This window comes from Pararhizobium polonicum (genome assembly GCF_001687365.1).
In the GTDB taxonomy this organism is placed as follows: domain Bacteria; phylum Pseudomonadota; class Alphaproteobacteria; order Rhizobiales; family Rhizobiaceae; genus Pararhizobium; species Pararhizobium polonicum.
In genome coordinates this window covers 48,553-65,696 of sequence record NZ_LGLV01000020.1, presented here as the reverse complement: position 1 = coordinate 65,696, position 17,144 = coordinate 48,553, and the positions used below count along the sequence as shown (strand labels likewise).

General features: G+C 61.6%; 11 protein-coding genes. 2 read left to right on the top strand and 9 right to left on the bottom strand.

The annotated features are described in order from the left end of the window. Nucleotides 1-184: 184 nt before the first annotated feature. Together ADU59_RS26880 and ADU59_RS26875 are read right to left on the bottom strand one after the other, a co-directional pair. Nucleotides 185-505 carry a 2Fe-2S iron-sulfur cluster-binding protein gene (locus ADU59_RS26880; RefSeq protein ID WP_068958451.1) on the bottom strand — a complete coding sequence of 107 codons (321 nt, stop codon included), beginning with the start codon at nucleotides 503-505 and terminating at the stop codon, nucleotides 185-187. A gap of 214 nt (nucleotides 506-719) precedes the next feature. Next, on the bottom strand, nucleotides 720-1,088 hold the full coding sequence (locus ADU59_RS26875) for an Hpt domain-containing protein (RefSeq protein ID WP_068958448.1): 369 nt from the start codon (nucleotides 1,086-1,088) through the stop codon (nucleotides 720-722). Between the two features lie 662 nt (nucleotides 1,089-1,750). Between ADU59_RS26875 and ADU59_RS26870 the strand changes: the two genes are divergently transcribed. Beyond that, nucleotides 1,751-8,050 (top strand): apolipoprotein A-IV repeat region-like domain-containing protein, encoded by a 6,300-nt coding sequence (locus ADU59_RS26870; RefSeq protein WP_068958446.1) that lies wholly within the window; start codon nucleotides 1,751-1,753, stop codon nucleotides 8,048-8,050. Nucleotides 8,051-8,297: 247 nt separating this feature from the next. Here the strand turns inward: ADU59_RS26870 and ADU59_RS26865 are convergent, their stop codons facing one another. From ADU59_RS26865 to ADU59_RS26835, 7 genes are all read right to left on the bottom strand, one after another. Next, nucleotides 8,298-8,657, bottom strand: a complete 360-nt coding sequence (locus ADU59_RS26865; RefSeq protein ID WP_068958612.1) for a VOC family protein — start codon at nucleotides 8,655-8,657, stop codon at nucleotides 8,298-8,300. Nucleotides 8,658-8,800: 143 nt separating this feature from the next. Then, nucleotides 8,801-9,682: a cytochrome c1 gene (locus ADU59_RS26860; protein ID WP_068958445.1), complete on the bottom strand. Its 882-nt coding sequence runs from the start codon at nucleotides 9,680-9,682 to the stop codon at nucleotides 8,801-8,803. 24 nt (nucleotides 9,683-9,706) lie between these two features. After that, nucleotides 9,707-10,963: a cytochrome b gene (locus ADU59_RS26855; RefSeq protein WP_068958442.1), complete on the bottom strand. Its 1,257-nt coding sequence runs from the start codon at nucleotides 10,961-10,963 to the stop codon at nucleotides 9,707-9,709. Between the two features lie 14 nt (nucleotides 10,964-10,977). Then, on the bottom strand, nucleotides 10,978-11,556 hold the full coding sequence (gene petA / locus ADU59_RS26850) for a ubiquinol-cytochrome c reductase iron-sulfur subunit (protein ID WP_068958440.1): 579 nt from the start codon (nucleotides 11,554-11,556) through the stop codon (nucleotides 10,978-10,980). Nucleotides 11,557-11,929: 373 nt separating this feature from the next. Continuing rightward, the gene (locus ADU59_RS26845; protein WP_068958610.1) at nucleotides 11,930-13,798 is read right to left on the bottom strand and encodes an ABC transporter ATP-binding protein; all 1,869 of its coding nucleotides are present in this window, start codon (nucleotides 13,796-13,798) and stop codon (nucleotides 11,930-11,932) included. A 61-nt stretch (nucleotides 13,799-13,859) separates the two neighbouring features. Further along, the gene (locus ADU59_RS26840) at nucleotides 13,860-14,276 is read right to left on the bottom strand and encodes a YkvA family protein (protein WP_068958438.1); all 417 of its coding nucleotides are present in this window, start codon (nucleotides 14,274-14,276) and stop codon (nucleotides 13,860-13,862) included. 151 nt (nucleotides 14,277-14,427) lie between these two features. After that, the gene (locus ADU59_RS26835) at nucleotides 14,428-16,281 is read right to left on the bottom strand and encodes an ABC transporter ATP-binding protein (RefSeq protein WP_068958436.1); all 1,854 of its coding nucleotides are present in this window, start codon (nucleotides 16,279-16,281) and stop codon (nucleotides 14,428-14,430) included. A 395-nt stretch (nucleotides 16,282-16,676) separates the two neighbouring features. Here ADU59_RS26835 and ADU59_RS26830 point away from each other — a divergent pair, with 395 nt between their 5' ends. Further along, nucleotides 16,677-17,141 (top strand): tRNA (cytidine(34)-2'-O)-methyltransferase, encoded by a 465-nt coding sequence (locus tag ADU59_RS26830; protein WP_068958434.1) that lies wholly within the window; start codon nucleotides 16,677-16,679, stop codon nucleotides 17,139-17,141. Nucleotides 17,142-17,144 lie beyond the last annotated feature (3 nt).

The following is a 17,144-nucleotide window of genomic DNA, read 5'->3' as shown; positions in this document are numbered from 1 at the left end:
CGTTCCGGATTGATGTTCGACCGGCCAGGGATACGGCGCATCGTGTGTTCTCCTGGCGTATCCCTTTGCAGCCGATGTCCCCTCCCTCATCAGTCTGCGATGCGCCCTCCTGGCCCCGCTCGTCGATTGTGACCAGCGGGGCTTTTTTTGCGCATTTCAGCAGTTCGCCGGGGTCAGGCTTGTATCAGGCCTGACGTTCGGGAACATGAACGACGAGACCATCCAGGCCGTCATTCATCTTGATCTGACAGGACAGCCGCGATGTCGGCTTCACATCATAGGCGAAGTCAAGCATGTCCTCCTCCATCGCTTCCGGTGCTCCGACCGTCGCGGACCACTCCTCGTCCACATAGACATGACAGGTGGCACAGGCACAGGCGCCACCGCATTCGGCTTCGATGCCGGGAACCGAATTGCGCACGGCATTTTCCATGACGGTCGAACCGTTTTGAACGTCGAAGTCATAGCGCGTGCCGTCAAAGGCGATGATGGACAGTTTTGGCATTATGTTTTCCGGATGCTTGGCGTTGCTATTGCATACCGCAGGAACAGTCACGCCGCCCCGAAACAGAGGCGGCGTCGGAACGCGGCAAATTCATCCGATTTCTTCCAACAATTCCTATCGGCAGTCAACACGATGAACCATCGGCGTCTGCCGGCCTGCCCGGCGGCAGTCCGCCGCCCGCAGGCACCTTTCGCATAAACGCCGGCAGAACCGATTACCGGCAAAGCTTGAGGATGAACAGTTCGGCCTCGAGCACGGCCGCACCGAGAGCCGCGAGATTGCCCGCATCCAGTGGCTCAGCCTCGACCGCGGCCGCCGTCTCCGCGACACCGAAAGCACCGACGGCAAGAGCGGCGCCCTTCAGGCGATGGGCGGTGGCCAGTCTGGTATCGGCACTGTCGGATGCCAGCTCTTTCATCAATTGCCGGGTCTGGCGCGCAAACATCTGCAGCACTTCGATTTCGAGCAGCTTGTCTCCCATCGTCTGTGTCGCGAGATGAACGAGATCGATGGGCCTCGACGTCGATGGACAAGCCCCTCCGAAATTGTCCGGAGCTTCGAACGCGATCTTGAGAGCCGCCATGTGCCAATGTCCTTGTTGTGTTTTCTTCTGACGCACCGGCTCGCAACCGGTCGTCCCATTTTCTTGCGGGGTCCGCTCCTCCATCAGTCCCGATCGGCCGGAAAAGATCTGGAAGTGCTTGACCCTTCTGCTTAATATAAGGCTCGAAGATGGCGCGGGCATTATCGTCCCATGCCCTGTCAGGCCGTCATTCCGCTGGTCTCTGCCACTCATTAGGTCGCAGCGGCGCTGCTATCTGATTAAAACGCGGCACAATGAGGGCAGCTTTCGCTTGGCATGGTTAACGGTCGTTAAACCGCCTGATTACAAGGGTTTCTGGGCAAAACAGCTCCATTTTTCATTAAGAACTTGTTAGGATTTTAACGAATGCAGGAGGCCCTTAATTGTAAGAAACCGGTGAATGTGTCACTACGGTACGTTGAGGGATATGTTTACGCCTTTGGGTGAAAACGGTCCTGGCGGAAAACTGCATTGAATGAAGCACCTACGGGTCTCAATGCGTTGCCCGCCGGTGTGGTAGAAATGGGTGCATGTCAGGGTTCTGCGTAGATGTGATGCGCGTATCCTCATGTCACCGTCCGAGTTTCGGAGGTGCTCCCCAATGCAGGCGGTGTTGCGGAGGGTCCTTTCGAAAGGACAGTTTGGTAACGAGGCGTATCCGCATGGCGACAAATAAAAGCAACGAGTCGATCGACGACAAAGCATTTCAGGCGTTGGAAGACGCTTTGAAAATCGACTTTGACGAGCTTAAGTCTGCCCTGACCGACAAGACTTCCTTGGATCTTCCGGAGGAAAACGTGTCTGAACCCACCAAGCAGGCACCTGCCCCCAGTCAGGCAAAGAGCGCGAAGCCGGCGCAGAGCCAGGCTGCCAACGCAGCCCGCACGGCCGAAACCCAAAGAAGCCTGTCTCCGGAACCCGCGCCCAAAGCCCCTTCCTTCGCACCCGCCAACGACGACGGGCGCAAGACGCCGGCCGCCATTCTGCGGTCGCTGGACGTTCGCTCCAGCCGCTCGGCAATGCGGATTGCCGCTGCAATCTCCCTTCTCTGGATCATTGGCGGCCTTGGTGTCGCCAATCTGCTCTATGGGCCTGAGATCTGGCAGATTCGCTCGCTCGCCGACCTGTCGGCGATGCCCGGCGCTATCGGCGTGGCGATCTTCATCATCTTGCCGGTGATGCTGTTCTTCTCCTTTGCCATCATGATTTCGCGCGCGCAGGAGCTGCGCAGCGCCGCCCGTTCCATGGCCGAAGTCGCATTGCGCCTTGCCGAGCCGGAAACCGCCGCTTCTGAGCGCATCATGACCGTCGGCCAGGCCGTTCGCCGCGAAGTGTCGGCGATGAACGAGGGCATCGAGCGCACGATCGCACGCGCGACCGAACTCGAAACACTGGTTCATTCCGAAGTCAACGCGCTGGAGCGCAGCTACAGCGACAACGAACTGCGGGTCCGCACGCTGGTCCAGGAACTGGGCCTCGAGCGGGAATCCATCGTCGGTCACGCGGAACGGATCCGCTCGTCGATTTCCGGCGCCCATACGCAGCTCAAGGACGAACTGGCGCTTGCCGGCGACGACATCACCAACCGCATCGCCACATCCGGCGAAGCCTTTGCCTCGATGATCGAAACCCGTGCGGCCGCCCTGATGGAGCGCTCCAACAGCGCCACCCAGACCATCGATTCCATGCTGTCGGCCCGCACCGACGCTCTTCTCTCCGGCCTCACCTCCGCCGGCGTATCGCTCAGCAGCGAATTCGATACCCGCCTGGAAAATCTGAGCGAGACGCTGGCAAAGCGCGGCCAGCAGCTGCTCGGGCAATTCGAGACCCGTGCCTCCTCGCTCGATGCCAACACCGAGAAGCTGAATGCCGCACTGAACGAGCGCGCGCGCCAGCTGAACGAGACGCTGATTGCCCGCACACGCGATCTCAACGAGAGCCTGAATGTCGGCCAGCAGGCCATCACCGGTGGCCTCGACGATATTCTCAACACCCTCAACGCCACGCTGGACGAAAAGGGCGCAAGCTTCCGCCAGAGCCTGAAGACCAGCGCCGACGACACGATCATGGATCTCGACCTGCGCTCCGGCTTCTTCGAGGAGAAGCTGCAGACCACGGTCGGTCATCTGGCGACGGCCTTCGATTCCCGCTTCCACGAATTTGCCACGGCCTTCGACAAGCGCGCCGGCATGCTCGATTCCAAGCTGATGGAAAGCCTTGCCCGCATCAACCAGTCGGTTACCGGCGGCGCCGATTCCATCGGCGGCATTCTTGACGGCGGTATCGAGCGCTTCGAATCCGCCCTGTCGGACCAGTCCTTGACGCTGGCCACCACGCTCGGCACCACCCAGGACTTCATCGAGCAGACGATCAGCGGCAAGACCGCCGAACTCAGCGACGCGATCGGCAACGCGCATACCCGCATCGACGGTGTTCTTTCGGAACGCGCCGGCACGCTGATGAGCGCGCTGACCGCCGCACAGGACCGGATCGAATCCGGCTTTGCCGAGCGCGCCGGTTCGCTTGAGAGCGCCTTGACGGAAAGCCAGCAGCGGCTGGCCGACACACTCGACGCCCGCACCAGCGCGCTGGCTGCCAGCAACCAGCAGCTTGCCGAAAACCTGGATACCCGCACCAGCGGTTTCATCGACGGTCTGCAGGCAATCCACGGCCGCATCGAGGAAACCCTGACCAACCGCGCCGACGAGATCACCAGCTCGATCGCCGCCAGCCAGTTCCGCCTCGACAATACGCTGTCGGAACGTACCGTCGAGCTTTCCAGCCTGCTCGCCGCAAGCTCGGAATCCATCGACAGCGCCTTCGAAGGTACGGCGGAGCGGATTGATACGATCCTGTCACAGCGCACCGGCGCACTTGCAAACGTGCTGCATTCATCGACGGCAGCGATCGACGGGGCCTTTGATGGCACTGCAGAGCGCATCGATGCGATCCTGTCGCAGCGCACCGGTACCCTCGCCAATGTTCTGACCTCCTCCGCCGGTGCCATCGAACAGGCCATCGGCGGCACCACCGAACGCCTCGACACGCTGCTGACGGAACGCAGCCGCACGCTGGGCGATACGCTCGCCAGCCAGACGGCAACGCTCGATACGCTGCTGACCGAGCGCTCGGCAGAGATTGCCGGGACCATGACCGCCCGCGCGACCGAGATGGCCGACACGCTCAGCAGCCGCACGGAAGAAATCGCCGACAGCCTGTCCTACCGTGCCAGCGCGATTGCAGAGACGATGGCCGACCGAGTCGGCGATATCGAACAGCAACTCTCGGGCCGCGTCGCCCAGATCGCCGAAAACCTCACCGGCCGCGTCAGCGACATCGCCGGAACCATGACCAGCACCTCTGCCGAGATAGCCACTGCCCTTTCGGGACATGCCACCGAACTGGCCGCTTCGATGGCAGGCAGGGCGTCCGATATCGAGCAGACCCTCTCCGGCCGTGCCGACCAGCTGGCAACGTCGCTGACCTCCACGCATGACCAGATCCGGGCAACTTTGGACGACAGGATCAACGCCATCAACGTCGCCGTCAGCCACGGAACCGAGCAGCTGTCCGACGCGCTGGCCGAACAGTCGATTTCCATTGCCACGACGATCGCCACCAGCGCCAGCATGCTGGAAATGACGCTGGAAGAGCGGCAGGCGGAACTCGGCGGCGTCATAGACAGAAGCGCCGGTGCGCTTGAACAACGCATGCGCGACAGCACCAGCCATGTCGCCACCCAGCTTGGCGAAACCGCCGACCAGATCAGCCGTGCCGCCGATACGCTGACGCACCGGATGGACACGTCGCTCTCCAATATCAACAGCAGTGTCGACGATACCGGCGCACGCATCGAAAGCAGCCTCGGCGTGCTGGAAGGCCGCATCCGCGAAAGCGTCGGCGGCGTCAGCGAATTCGTCGACAATGCCGGCCAGAAGATTGCCGACACCCTGTCCGCCAAGGTGACGGAACTGGATCAGGCCAGCGACCGGGCTGCCACCCGCATTTCCGAGAGCCTGGCCGGCCATACCGATGAAATCGAACGCATCGGCAATGTCGCCTCGGCGCGGATTGCCGAAACGCTGTCGGGGCATACGGCTGAATTCGACCAGGTCAGCACCGCCGCCACGGCCATGATTGCCGACAGCCTTTCCGGACGGACCGAAGAAATCGAGCGGGTCGGCCATGCCGCCGCGGCGCGCATTTCCGACAGCCTTGCCGGCCGTGCCGAAGAAATCGACCGTGTCAGCGGCGCAGCGGCCAGCCGCATCGCCGAAACGCTGACCACCCACACCGCCGAACTCGACCGCGTCAGCTCTGCCGCCGCGACACGGATCGAAGCGAGCATCGAAGGCGGCACGGGCCGCATCGAGGAACGCCTCGGCACGATGGACCGGGCTCTGTCGATCGGCCTCGACAATGTCAGCCGGACGATCGAGGGCAAGGCCGCGGGTCTCGTCACCAACCTGCGCGGCGCCGTTGGCGAAGCAGCCCAGGGCATCGACGCTGAAGCATTGCGTTCGGCCGAGCTTCTGGCCAAGGCAGGCGAAGACTTCGCCCAGGCCATGGCCGCCCGCCAGGCAGACTTCCAGTCGGCCGTGGAGCAGACGGCAGCAACGGCCGCCATGCGCAGCGCCGAGCTGGCCCGCTCTGTCGGTGAAGCAACCGATGGCGCGGCCGCCAGGATCGCCCAGACGCAGTCGCGGGTGGCCGAACAGGCATCGTCGCTGAGCCAGAGCCTCACCGACGTCGAAAAAGCGCTGGAAGCCCGTGGCAACACGATCCGCACCACCCTCGACGACAGCACGCGCGAACTCAACTCGATGCTGGCCGGCCGCTCCGCCGAACTGTCCCGCCTCATCGACGAGCAGGCCCGCCCGCTCATCGATCAGTATGCGGCAACAGGCAAGGAAGCCGCCGACCGCATCAGCGAGGTTGCCCGCGAAAGCGCCGAGCGCCTGCGTACCGAAAACGAGACGCTGCTCGACAGCCTGAGCGCCCGTACCGGCGAAACGCTGAATGCGATCTCCAGCCGCGCGGAAGAAACCGCCAAGGCGATGAAGATGGTGGAGAACCGTCTGCAGTCGACCGCAACGGGGCTCATCGAGCAGCTGGCGGCCAGCAATTCCTCGATCGCCAGCGTCATCGAGCAGGCCGGCGCCAATCTCGGCGCCATGGATCAGCAGCTGGAATCGACGACGGTACGCTTCTCGGAATCGGCCACACGCGCCTCCGACATGCTGTCCACCTCCACGCGCCTTCTCGAAGGCAAGGTAGACAAGCTGGCGGATATTTCCGGCGCGACACTGTCGCAGATCGGCGGCATCGTTGGCCGCTTCGAGGACCATTCCAAGGTTCTCGGTCAGGCCTCCGACCTTCTGGCCGCGGCGCAGTCCAATCTGGTCAGCACGCTTGAAGAGCGTCAGGATGCCCTGCGCACCCTCTCGATCGGCCTTGTCAGCCGCTCTGAAGAGATCGAGAAGACCATGCATGCCCTCGAAGGCTTCGTCGATGGTGCCTTCCAGCGTGCGGAAGACCGTTCCGCCCAGGTCGCAGGCAATCTGCGCTCCGGCATCCAGTCGTCCTTCAGCGATGTCGGCCGTATCCTGAGCGACGCCGAACAGCGCGCCGCCTCGGCTGCCGACGCCATGCGCAATGTTGTGATCAAGGCCGGTGACGACGCCAGCATGTCGGTCGAATCGGTGTTCATCCGGGTCGAGGAGCGCTCGAACGAAATCGCCAGCAACCTGCGCGCCGGCGTCCAGGCCTCCTTCGCCAATGTCAGCAAGACCCTGTCGGAAGCCGAAGCCCGTGCCGCCTCCGCAAGCGAAGCCATGCGCGCCGCCGTCACCAAGGCCGGCGAAGATGCTGGTCTTTCCGTCGAGGGTGCCTTTGCGCGCGCCGAGGAACGCTCCAAGGAAGTCGCCTCCCGCCTGCGCGGCAGCGTCGGCGCGTCCCTTTCGGATATCGACCGCCTGATGACCGAGACGAGCAAGAAATCGGACGGTGCGGCCGAACATATGGGCGAAGCCATCCGCCAGGCTGTCGAAGACGCGGTCAGCCGCTTCAGCGGCGCCACCGACGAGATCCGCCGCTCGGCCCACGAGATTCGCAAGGAACTCGACATGACACGCGCCGAACTGAAGCGCGGTGCCTTCGACCTGCCGGAAGAAGCCAAGGAAAACGCCTCGGTCATGCGCCGCGCCGTTGCCGAACAGATCAAGGCCCTGCAGGAACTGTCCGACATCATCGGCAAGTCCTCCGGTCAGCTTGAAATCGCCCAGCCGGTCGCACGCCAGCAGCCGGTTGCCCAACCGGTGGCGCAGCAGGCCGTGGCATCCGCCCCGGCCCGCACCGTTGCCCAGCAACCGGAGCCCGCCCTTCGCGGTAGCCTCGGCATCGAGCAGCCGCGGCCCCTCGCCCAGCAGCCCGCTGCCCGCCAGCCCGAGCCGCAGGCCGCAACGCGCCAGCGTTCGGAGGAAGGCAGTGGCTGGATGCGCGATCTCCTGCGGGGCGCATCGCGCGAGGAAGAGCCGGTCGTGACTGCACCGCCGCAGCGCACCGCCGAGGCCCAGCCGGCGGCGGCAGCCCGGACCGGCGACAACCGCAATCCGCGCCACGTGATGGAATCGCTGAACTCGCTCTCGGTCGATATCGCCCGCGCCATCGACCATGATGCCTCGGTCGATCTGTGGCGGCGTTACCAGCGCGGCGAACGCGATGTGTTCACGCGCCGCCTCTACACGCTGAAGGGCCAGCAGACGTTCGACGAGATCAAGCGCAAGTACGACCGCGAACCGGAATTCCGCACCGCCGTCGACCGCTATATCGCCGACTTCGAAAAGCTGCTCGGCGATGTCGCCCGCAACGACCGCGACAAGGTGATGACCCAGACCTATCTGACCTCGGATACCGGCAAGGTCTATACGATGCTGGCGCATGCGGCCGGACGGTTCAACTGATCTTCAGATCATTGCTTGTTTGATATTTGAAGGCTCCGTGAGAAATCACGGGGCCTTTTTTACGGAGACAATCGACCTCGACGCTCAGAAGACGGGTCGGCGATTGCCGGAACCACGGCGCGTTCAAGAACGTTGGCCGCGCCAATAATGTCGATACGGGGTCGGAAACGACCGTTGAAGGTTCGCACAGGAAAGGCGGCCAAGCGCCACCGCTCGGTGGGCCGGTTGACGCTCGTTCGGTCAATAATCAGGATTTCCGGTAGGCGCGGCTCGATACCGATATGGCATTGCCGCAAGGGTCCTTCGCGTTTGCAAAGACATAGCCATCGGCTTGATGCAGGCTGCCAAAATGCAAGCCGTTTTGCGCGCATACACCGACAAACGTCTCGACGTCCTCGACATCGAAGACCAGCTTGACGATCGACTGCCCGGTCTTCTGCGCCTTGCCGGCGGGGTGCAACATCAAGATCGCGCCACCCAGCGGGTTGACCATTTCAACGATCCTGTCGCCCTCTTCGCTATGCGCCTGAAAGCCGAAATTCTGCTCGTAGAAATGCGCGGACTGCGAAACATCCCTGACATACAGAACCACCCTGTTCAGCAACATCGAGAAAACCCTCCGTCGATTGCGTTCCACCGCGCGCTCGCAAGCCGTCATAACGGCGATGCAACGAAAAGCAACAAGTGCGTCAAACACAAAAAAGGCGGCCATCCGGGCCGCCTTTTCTCATTCTCAAGCCCAAAAGCGGCTTAATGTTCCTTGTTGGCGTAAACCGACTTCTTCGTCAGGTACAGCAGCCCGGAGAAGATCACCAGGAAGATGAGGACCATGAAGCCGGTCCGCTTGCGTTCTTCCAGGTGCGGTTCGGCGGCCCACATCAGGAACGCCGAGATATCCCGGGAATACTGCTCGACTGTCTGCGGCGAACCATCGTCATAGGTTACCTGATCGTCCGAGATCGGCTTGGCCATGGCAAGGGACATGGCGGCGTTGAAATGCGGATTGAAATGCGTTCCTTCCGGAACGGTCACACCTTCCGGCGGATCCTGGTAGCCGGTGAGCAGCGCATGGATATAATCCGGTCCGCCCTCCTGATACTGGGTGAAGATATCGAAGATGAACAGCGGGAAGCCACGCTCGACGCCGCGTGCCTTTGCCAGCAGCGACATGTCCGGCGGTGCCGCGCCATTGTTGGCGGCAGCAGCCGCCTCGTCGTTCGGGAACGGCGACGGGAAGTGGTCGGAAGCGACAGCCTTGCGGGTGTACATTTCGCCTTCGCTGTTCGGCCCGTCCTGAACTTCGTAGTTCGCGGCGAAGGTCTTGATCTGCGCGTCCGAATAGCCGAGGTCTCCCAGCGTGCGGAAGGAGACAAGCTTCATCGAATGGCAGGCGGAACAGACTTCGGTGTACACCTTCAGGCCGCGCTGCAGCTGTCCCTTGTCATAGTGACCGAAGGGACCGGCAAAGCTCCATTCGCTCTCCTCGGGCTTGAGGATCGGAAAATGCGCATTCGCAACAGCGTGCTCGGTCGCCTCTTTCAGGCCGTGCTCCTCGTCCGCCGCATAGGCGACGGTGCCAAGGAGACCAGCGGCGATTGCGAGCGACAGGATGCTTGTAACAAGCTTTTTCATCGGTTCAGTTCCTCTCAGCCGCTCTCAGATCTTGTTCTTCTTTTCCAGAACCGCTTCCGTGATCGAATTCGGAATACGCTTCGGAGTTTCAATCAGGCCGAGAACCGGCATGATGACGATGAAGAACGCGAAGTAGTAGAGGGTGCCAATCTGGGCCATCAGGGTGTAGAGATCGGTCGGCGCACGCGAGCCGAGCCAGCCGAGCAGGATGGCGTTCGCGACGAAGATCCAAAAGAACAGCTTGTACCAGGGACGGTAGACAGCCGAGCGGACCTTCGACGTATCGAGCCAGGGCAGGAAGAACAGGATGATGATCGAGCCAAACATCACCAGAACGCCGCCGAGCTTCGAATCGATCGGGCCGATGTTGAAGGTGATGGCGCGCAGCATCGCGTAGAACGGCAGGTAATACCATTCCGGAACGATGTGAGCCGGTGTCTTCAGCGGGTTGGCCATGATGTAGTTGTCGGGATGGCCAAGATAGTTCGGCATATAGAAGACGAACCAGGCATAGGCAATCAGGAACACGGAGACGCCAAGCGCATCCTTCATCGTCGCATAGGGCGTGAAGGGAACCGTGTCGGTCTTGGATTTGATCTCGACGCCGGTCGGGTTGGTCTGGCCGACCACATGCAGCGCCCAGATGTGCAGCACGACGACGCCGGCGATCATGAAGGGCAGCAGGTAATGCAGCGAGAAGAAGCGGTTGAGCGTCGGCTGGTCGACGGCGAAACCACCGAGCAGGAACTGCTGCAGCCATTCGCCGATCAGCGGAAAGGCGGAGAAGAAGCCGGTGATGACGGTGGCGCCCCAGAACGACATCTGCCCCCAAGGAAGCACGTAGCCCATGAAGCCGGTCGCCATCATCAAGAGATAGATGACCACGCCGAGGATCCAGAGGATTTCGCGCGGCGCCTTGTAGGAGCCGTAGTAGAGGCCGCGGGCGATGTGCAGGTAGACGGCGATGAAGAAGAACGACGCGCCGTTGGCATGCATGTAGCGCAACAGCCAGCCGTGGTTGACGTCACGCACGATCTTTTCGACCGAGACGAAGGCAACCGTGGTTTCGGCGGCGTAATGCATGGCCAGAACGATGCCGGTCAGGATCTGGATGATCAGCATCACCGACAGCATCGCGCCGAACGTGTAGGCGTAGTTCAGGTTACGCGGAACGGGATAGGAAATGAAGCTGTCATGCACCATGCGCGGCAGCGGCAGGCGCGAATCGATCCACTTTTCGATACCCGTCGTCGGTGTGTAGGTTGAATGATCCCCACTCATAATCAGTATTCCCCTCAACCGATCTTGATGACTGTGTCAGTTGCAAAAGCAAAGGTCGGAACCGCAAGGTTTTCCGGTGCGGGACCTTTTCGGATGCGGCCGGCCGTATCGTAGACCGAGCCATGGCAGGGACAGAACCACCCGTTATATTCGCCTGCCTGGCCCAGCGGCACGCAGCCGAGATGGGTGCAGGAGCCGATCATGACGATCCAGTTTTCCTTGCCCTTGCCGGCGGAGCGATCAAGGTCCGTGGCCGTCGCATCCGGCGCCAGATTGGCGTTGCGCGCGACCGGATCCTTCAGGTCCGCAAGCGCGACCGCGCTGGCTTCCTTGACTTCCTCGTCCGTGCGGTTGCGGATGAACACCGGCTTGCCGCGCCATTTGACGGTCAGCGACATGCCCGGCTGCAGGCTCGAGACATCCACCTCGATCGAGGCGAGCGCCAGCGTCGAAGCATCCGGACGCATCTGGTCAATGAATGGCCAGGCGACCGCAGCCGCACCGACCACACCCGCCATCCCGGTGGTCAAGTAAAGGAAATCGCGGCGAGTAGGCTCGCCCAGGGTTTCGCTTGATGTCTCGTGTTCGCTCACGGCTAAACCATCCTCTCACGCAATGTTTTTGCGGAAACCGCACTGTCCCCCAGCGTCGATCCGCGCCCCGTGTGCACACTTGAGCGAAAGAGCGGCGCCAAATCAATAAGCCGATACACGATTTGAAGAAAACTTTCGTCTTTCCGCCTCATGCATCAAAACCGGGTAAACCTCGCACGTCAAAAAAACGGCAGATTCCCCGGCAATCCGGCGCGTTCTATGCTTGATCGCTGGTGATGTCCAGCCTTGAGCACAAGAGGTGAGCCACAATGTCGCGGGAAAACCGAAGCCAATGTTCGCAAACCGCTTTTTGCGGTCCGGTGAGGCCGGAACACGGCTTTACCGCGGTTGCCGGCCGCGGTTTTTCAGCGCACTATTCGGCCGCCGCGTCGCGTGCCAGAAAGCCGCCGGACTGGCGCAGCCAGAGGTCCGCATAAAGGCCGCCGGCAGCGATCAGCTGGTCGTGCGTGCCGTCCTCGACGATCCGGCCCGCGTCCATGACGATCAGCCGGTCGAGCGCGGCGATCGTCGAAAGCCGGTGTGCGATCGCCAGCACGGTTTTTCCGCGCATCAAACGGTCCAGATTGGACTGGATGGCCGCTTCGACTTCCGAATCGAGCGCCGATGTCGCCTCGTCCAGCACGAGGATCGGCGCGTCCTTCAGCATCACCCGTGCGATCGCCACCCGCTGGCGCTGCCCTCCGGACAGCTTGACCCCGCGCTCGCCGACATGGGCGTCGAATCCCTTGCGGCCCCGCTGGTCCTGCAGATGTTCGATGAAATCGAGCGCTTCGGCTTTTCGCGCGGCCTCCCGAAGGCCGTTCTCATCCGCATCCGGCCGGCCGAAAAGAATGTTGTCGCGGATCGACCGGTGCAGCAGCGACGTATCCTGGCTGACGACGCCGATTTGCGTGCGCAGCGATTCCTGGCGCACCATCGCGATATCCTGCCCATCGATCAGGATACGGCCGGCCTCCAGATCGTAGAAGCGCAGCAGCAGATTGACGAGCGTGGTCTTGCCCGCCCCGGAGCGGCCGACGATCCCGACCTTTTCGCCCGGTTTGACGGTCAGGGACAGGTCTTCGATGACGCCGTAACCCTTGCCGTAATGGAAGCGGATGCCCTCGAACCGGATCGCCGGACTTTCAATGGTGAGGTTTGGCGCATTGGGCCGGTCGACAAGCTGCACCGGCTGCGAAATCATTTCGGCGGCGTTCTGGATTGTGCCGATATTACGCATGATGCCGTTGAACTGAACCATCATCCGGCTGAGGAGAAAATTCAGCCGCAGGATGAGCGCCATGGTGAAGGCGACCGCGCCGGAACTGATTGCCCCCGAAAGCCAGAGATCGACGCTCAGCGCCGCCATGCTGACGATCATGATGCCGGACAAAAGCGCCATCGATGCACGCACGCCGGTGATGAACCGAGTGAAACGGATGATGCTGTCCTGAAAGATATCGAAACCCTGCCGCATGTAGCGGTCGTTCTCTTCGTCGCGGGCAAACAGTTTCAGCGTCTGCATATTGCTGTAGGAATCGACCATGCGGCCGCTGAGCATGGAAGAGGCTTCCGCCGTTTCCTTGGAATGCTGCCGGATGCGCGGCACGAAATAGCGCGCCAGGAAGGCAAAGCCGATCAGCCAGAGCAGGACGACGACGGCGAGCGACATGTCGAGCTGGCCGACCAGCACCAGAGTCGAGACCGAATAGATGCCGACGAACCAGACGCTCTCCATGAGCGACGTGACGACATCGCCGACCGCCTGCCCGCCCGACCAGACCTTGGTGACGATTCGGCCGGAAAAATCGTTCTGGAAAAAGGACAGCGATTGCCGCGCCACATGCAGATAGGACTGCCAGCGCACCAGATTGTAAAAACCCGGGGTAATGACCTGCTGATCGACCAGCGACATCAGCAGCGAAACGACGAATCGCACGATGCCGATCAGGACCAGCATGCCGAACAATTCGGCGCCGTGGGCAGCAAGCAACCCACTCCAGCCGTCGCTTGGCTTGACGGTGGCGAGGATATCGACGACGCGGCCGACGAACCAGAACAGTGTCGCCTCGATCGCCGCCGTCATGCCGCCGAGAACGAGCATGGCGATGAACGGCGCCTTCGCCTGCCTTATATAAAACCAGACGTAGGGAATCAGCCTCTCGGGCGGCTGCAACCCGTCGCGCGCCGCAAAAGGCTGTATCCAGTTCTCGAACAGGGCAAAGAGGGCGCGCAGGATCATGGTTCCGATATAGGCGCTTTCGCCGTTGCGGCAAAGCACCGGGCGAAATGTGTCCAAAATTTCATGTTTGGTGGGCTGTCATGCCCCCAAAGGGACCGGTCCAAACCCACCAGGCAGTCAAAACGGCGGCGCAAAGCCAAATGGCGATGATAATAGCAAGACCGGCGTGGCTGACGGGACGACCATGGCGCTCTGCGGCGGTGGCGCGAAACTCCATCATGAGACCAACAGGCACCAGTTTCACGGCCAGCAGAATACCGAGCGGCACGATCAAAAGGTCATCGAGGTAACCGAAAACCGGGATGAAGTCCGGAATGAGGTCAATCGGAGATAGCGCATAGGCGGCGACGGCACCGGCAACCAGCTTTGCCGCAAGCGGCGTTCGACGGTCTCGTGCGGCGATCCACAAAGCCACGACATCCCGCTTGATCTGCCGCCCCCAGCGTGTCGCATTCTCTAAAAAGGCGCTGAACCTCACATCGCACCTCGCCTTGCCACCAACAGTGTCCGTTTCAACGAATCAGGATCTCGATACTCTTTCTAACAGCAGACCACCGCGAATCGATCGTGATCCGCGGTGGATCTTGCGCGCGTCGACGCGATGTTCGCCGAGCGCGCTGGAAGCGAACCTATTCCGCCGCCACTTCCTTTTCCGCATCGTCTGCGATGAAGCCGCCGGACTGTCTCGACCAGAGATCGGCATAAAGGCCGCTCCTGGCGATCAGCTCGGCATGGCTGCCGGTCTCGACGATCTTGCCGGCTTCGAGGATCACCAGCCGGTCCATCTCCGTCAGCGTCGACAGGCGGTGGGCGATCGCGATCACCGTCTTGCCCTTCATCAGGGCGAAGAGGTTTTCCTGGATCGCGGCTTCCACTTCCGAATCCAGCGCCGACGTCGCCTCGTCGAGGATCAGGATCGGCGCGTCCTTGAGGAAGACGCGGGCGATCGCGATACGCTGCCGCTGGCCGCCGGACAGCTTGACGCCCCGTTCGCCGACCTGCGCATCCAAGCCCTTGCGGCCCTGGTTGTCCTCGAGCAGTTCGATGAAGTCCCAGGCATTGGCCCGCTTGGCCGCGGCGATGATGTCGGCGTCATCCGCTTCCGGATGACCATAGGCGATGTTGTCGCGGATCGAGCGGTGCAGCAGCGAGGTATCCTGCGTCACCACGCCGATCTGGCCGCGCAGACTGTCCTGCGTCGCCGTGGCGATGTCCTGTCCGTCAATCAGGATCCTGCCCGATTCGAGATCGTAGAAGCGCAGCAGCACGTTCATCAGCGTCGTCTTGCCCGCACCTGAGCGGCCGACAAGACCGATCTTTTCACCCGGCTTGATATCGAGCGACAGGTTGTCGATGACGCCCTTGTTCTTGCCGTAGTGGAAGCCGATGTTCTCGAACGCGATCGCGCCCTGCGGCGCCTTCAGCACCTTGGCATCGTCACTGTCGACGATGTCATGCGCCTTGGTCATCATGCTCATGCCGTCATAGACGGTGCCGATGTTTTCAAACAGCGCCGAGACCTCCCACATCACCCATTGCGACATGCCGTTGATCCGCATGGCCAGCGACACGGCAATGGCGACCGAGCCCACCGACATGCCGCTGGTCATCCAGAAATAGATGCCGAGCGCCGAGATCGAGAACAGCGCGATACAGTTGTTGGTGTAGACGAGCACATGGAACAGCGTCACCTTGCGCATCTGCCGGTGCACGGTCTGCAGGAAGGCATCCATGCTTTCCTTGGCATAGACCTCCTCGCGGCCCGCATGCGAAAACAGCTTCACCGTGGCGATATTGGTATAGCTGTCGACGACGCGGCCGGTCATCATCGAGCGCGCATCCGCCTGATCCTTGGAAATCTTGCGCAGGCGCGGCACGAAATAGCTGACGATGCAGATATAGGTGATGATCCAGACGACCAGCGGCGCCAGCAGCCGCCAATCGGCCGCCGCAACCACGACCAGCATCGAGACGAAGTAGCTGACGACATAGACGAAGACATCGAGGATCTTCATCACCGTTTCGCGCACGGCAAGCGAGGTCTGCATCACCTTGGTGGCGACACGGCCGGCAAACTCGTTGGCAAAGAAGGTCATGCCCTGGCGCAGCAGATACCGGTGCATCTGCCAGCGGGCGATCATCGGATAGTTGCCGAGCAGCACCTGATGCATGATGATCGAATCGAAGGCGACGATGGCCGGCAGGCCGATCAGGATCAGCGCGCCCATCCAGAACAGGCGCGTGCCTTCGCTCTCCAGGAACGTATCCTGCCTGGCAGACGACAGCCAGTCGACGACATTGCCGAGGAACTGGAACAGCGCCACTTCGCCGATGGCGATCAGCATGGTGCAGATCGACATGGTCAGCAGCCAGGGGGCCGCCGGCTTCGTGTAGTGCCAGCAGAACGCAAACAGACCCTGCGGCGGAACCTTGGGCTCCTCGGCGGGATAGGCATTGAGGCGGGATTCAAACCAGCCGAACATTATCAAGCTCCTTCAGGAATCCTGTGAAGGAAGGCGGGAAGCCCCGCATTCATCGATCAGAAAGTCAAAAACAGGAAGAACAGCTCAATCTTGCACGCGAGACGTGTTCGTCCGGAAAGCGGGCGGTCGAGCGCAATGGTGCCAAATAAGGAAAAGCGCGAAACCGGTCAGTCCATTCGGACTGGAGGCACAGCCTGGAGGCTGGTGATCATTCGGTAATCCATGCATGCCTCCTGTGGTTCGCGTTGAAGATGCAGCAGACATAAAGTGTTTCGCGACGATATGCCAGATTGTCGCAGGCACTTTTTTCATCACTTCTGGCGCTGGCCAGTTGCTGTTGCCATTACGGCACAGATTGATTACGGGCAGTGATGGACCCCATAAGACTTGTTGATATGTCATCACATCCGCTCCGCATCGCACTCTACCAGCCGGACATCCCCGGCAATACCGGCACGATCCTGCGCCTTGCCGCTTGCCTCGGGCTCGCCGTCGATATCATCGAGCCCGCGGGCTTCGATCTGTCGGACAAGAACCTCAAGCGCGCCGGCATGGATTACATCGCCTCGGTGACGCTGACCCGGCACGTCAACTGGGAGCGGTTCGAAGACGCACGGCTGGCGCAGGGCCGCAGGCTGGTCCTGGCATCCACCAAGGCTGCCGAACCCTATACGCGCTTCCATTTCCAGCCCGGCGATACCCTGCTCTTCGGCCGCGAGAGCGCCGGCGTCCCCGATCACGTCCACGACAAAGCGGACGGGCGCATCATCATCCCCATGGTCGAGGGGCAGCGCTCACTGAACGTCGCCATGTCGGTGGCGATGATCGCGGGCGAAGCGATCCGGCAGGTCTCGGCTTGAAGC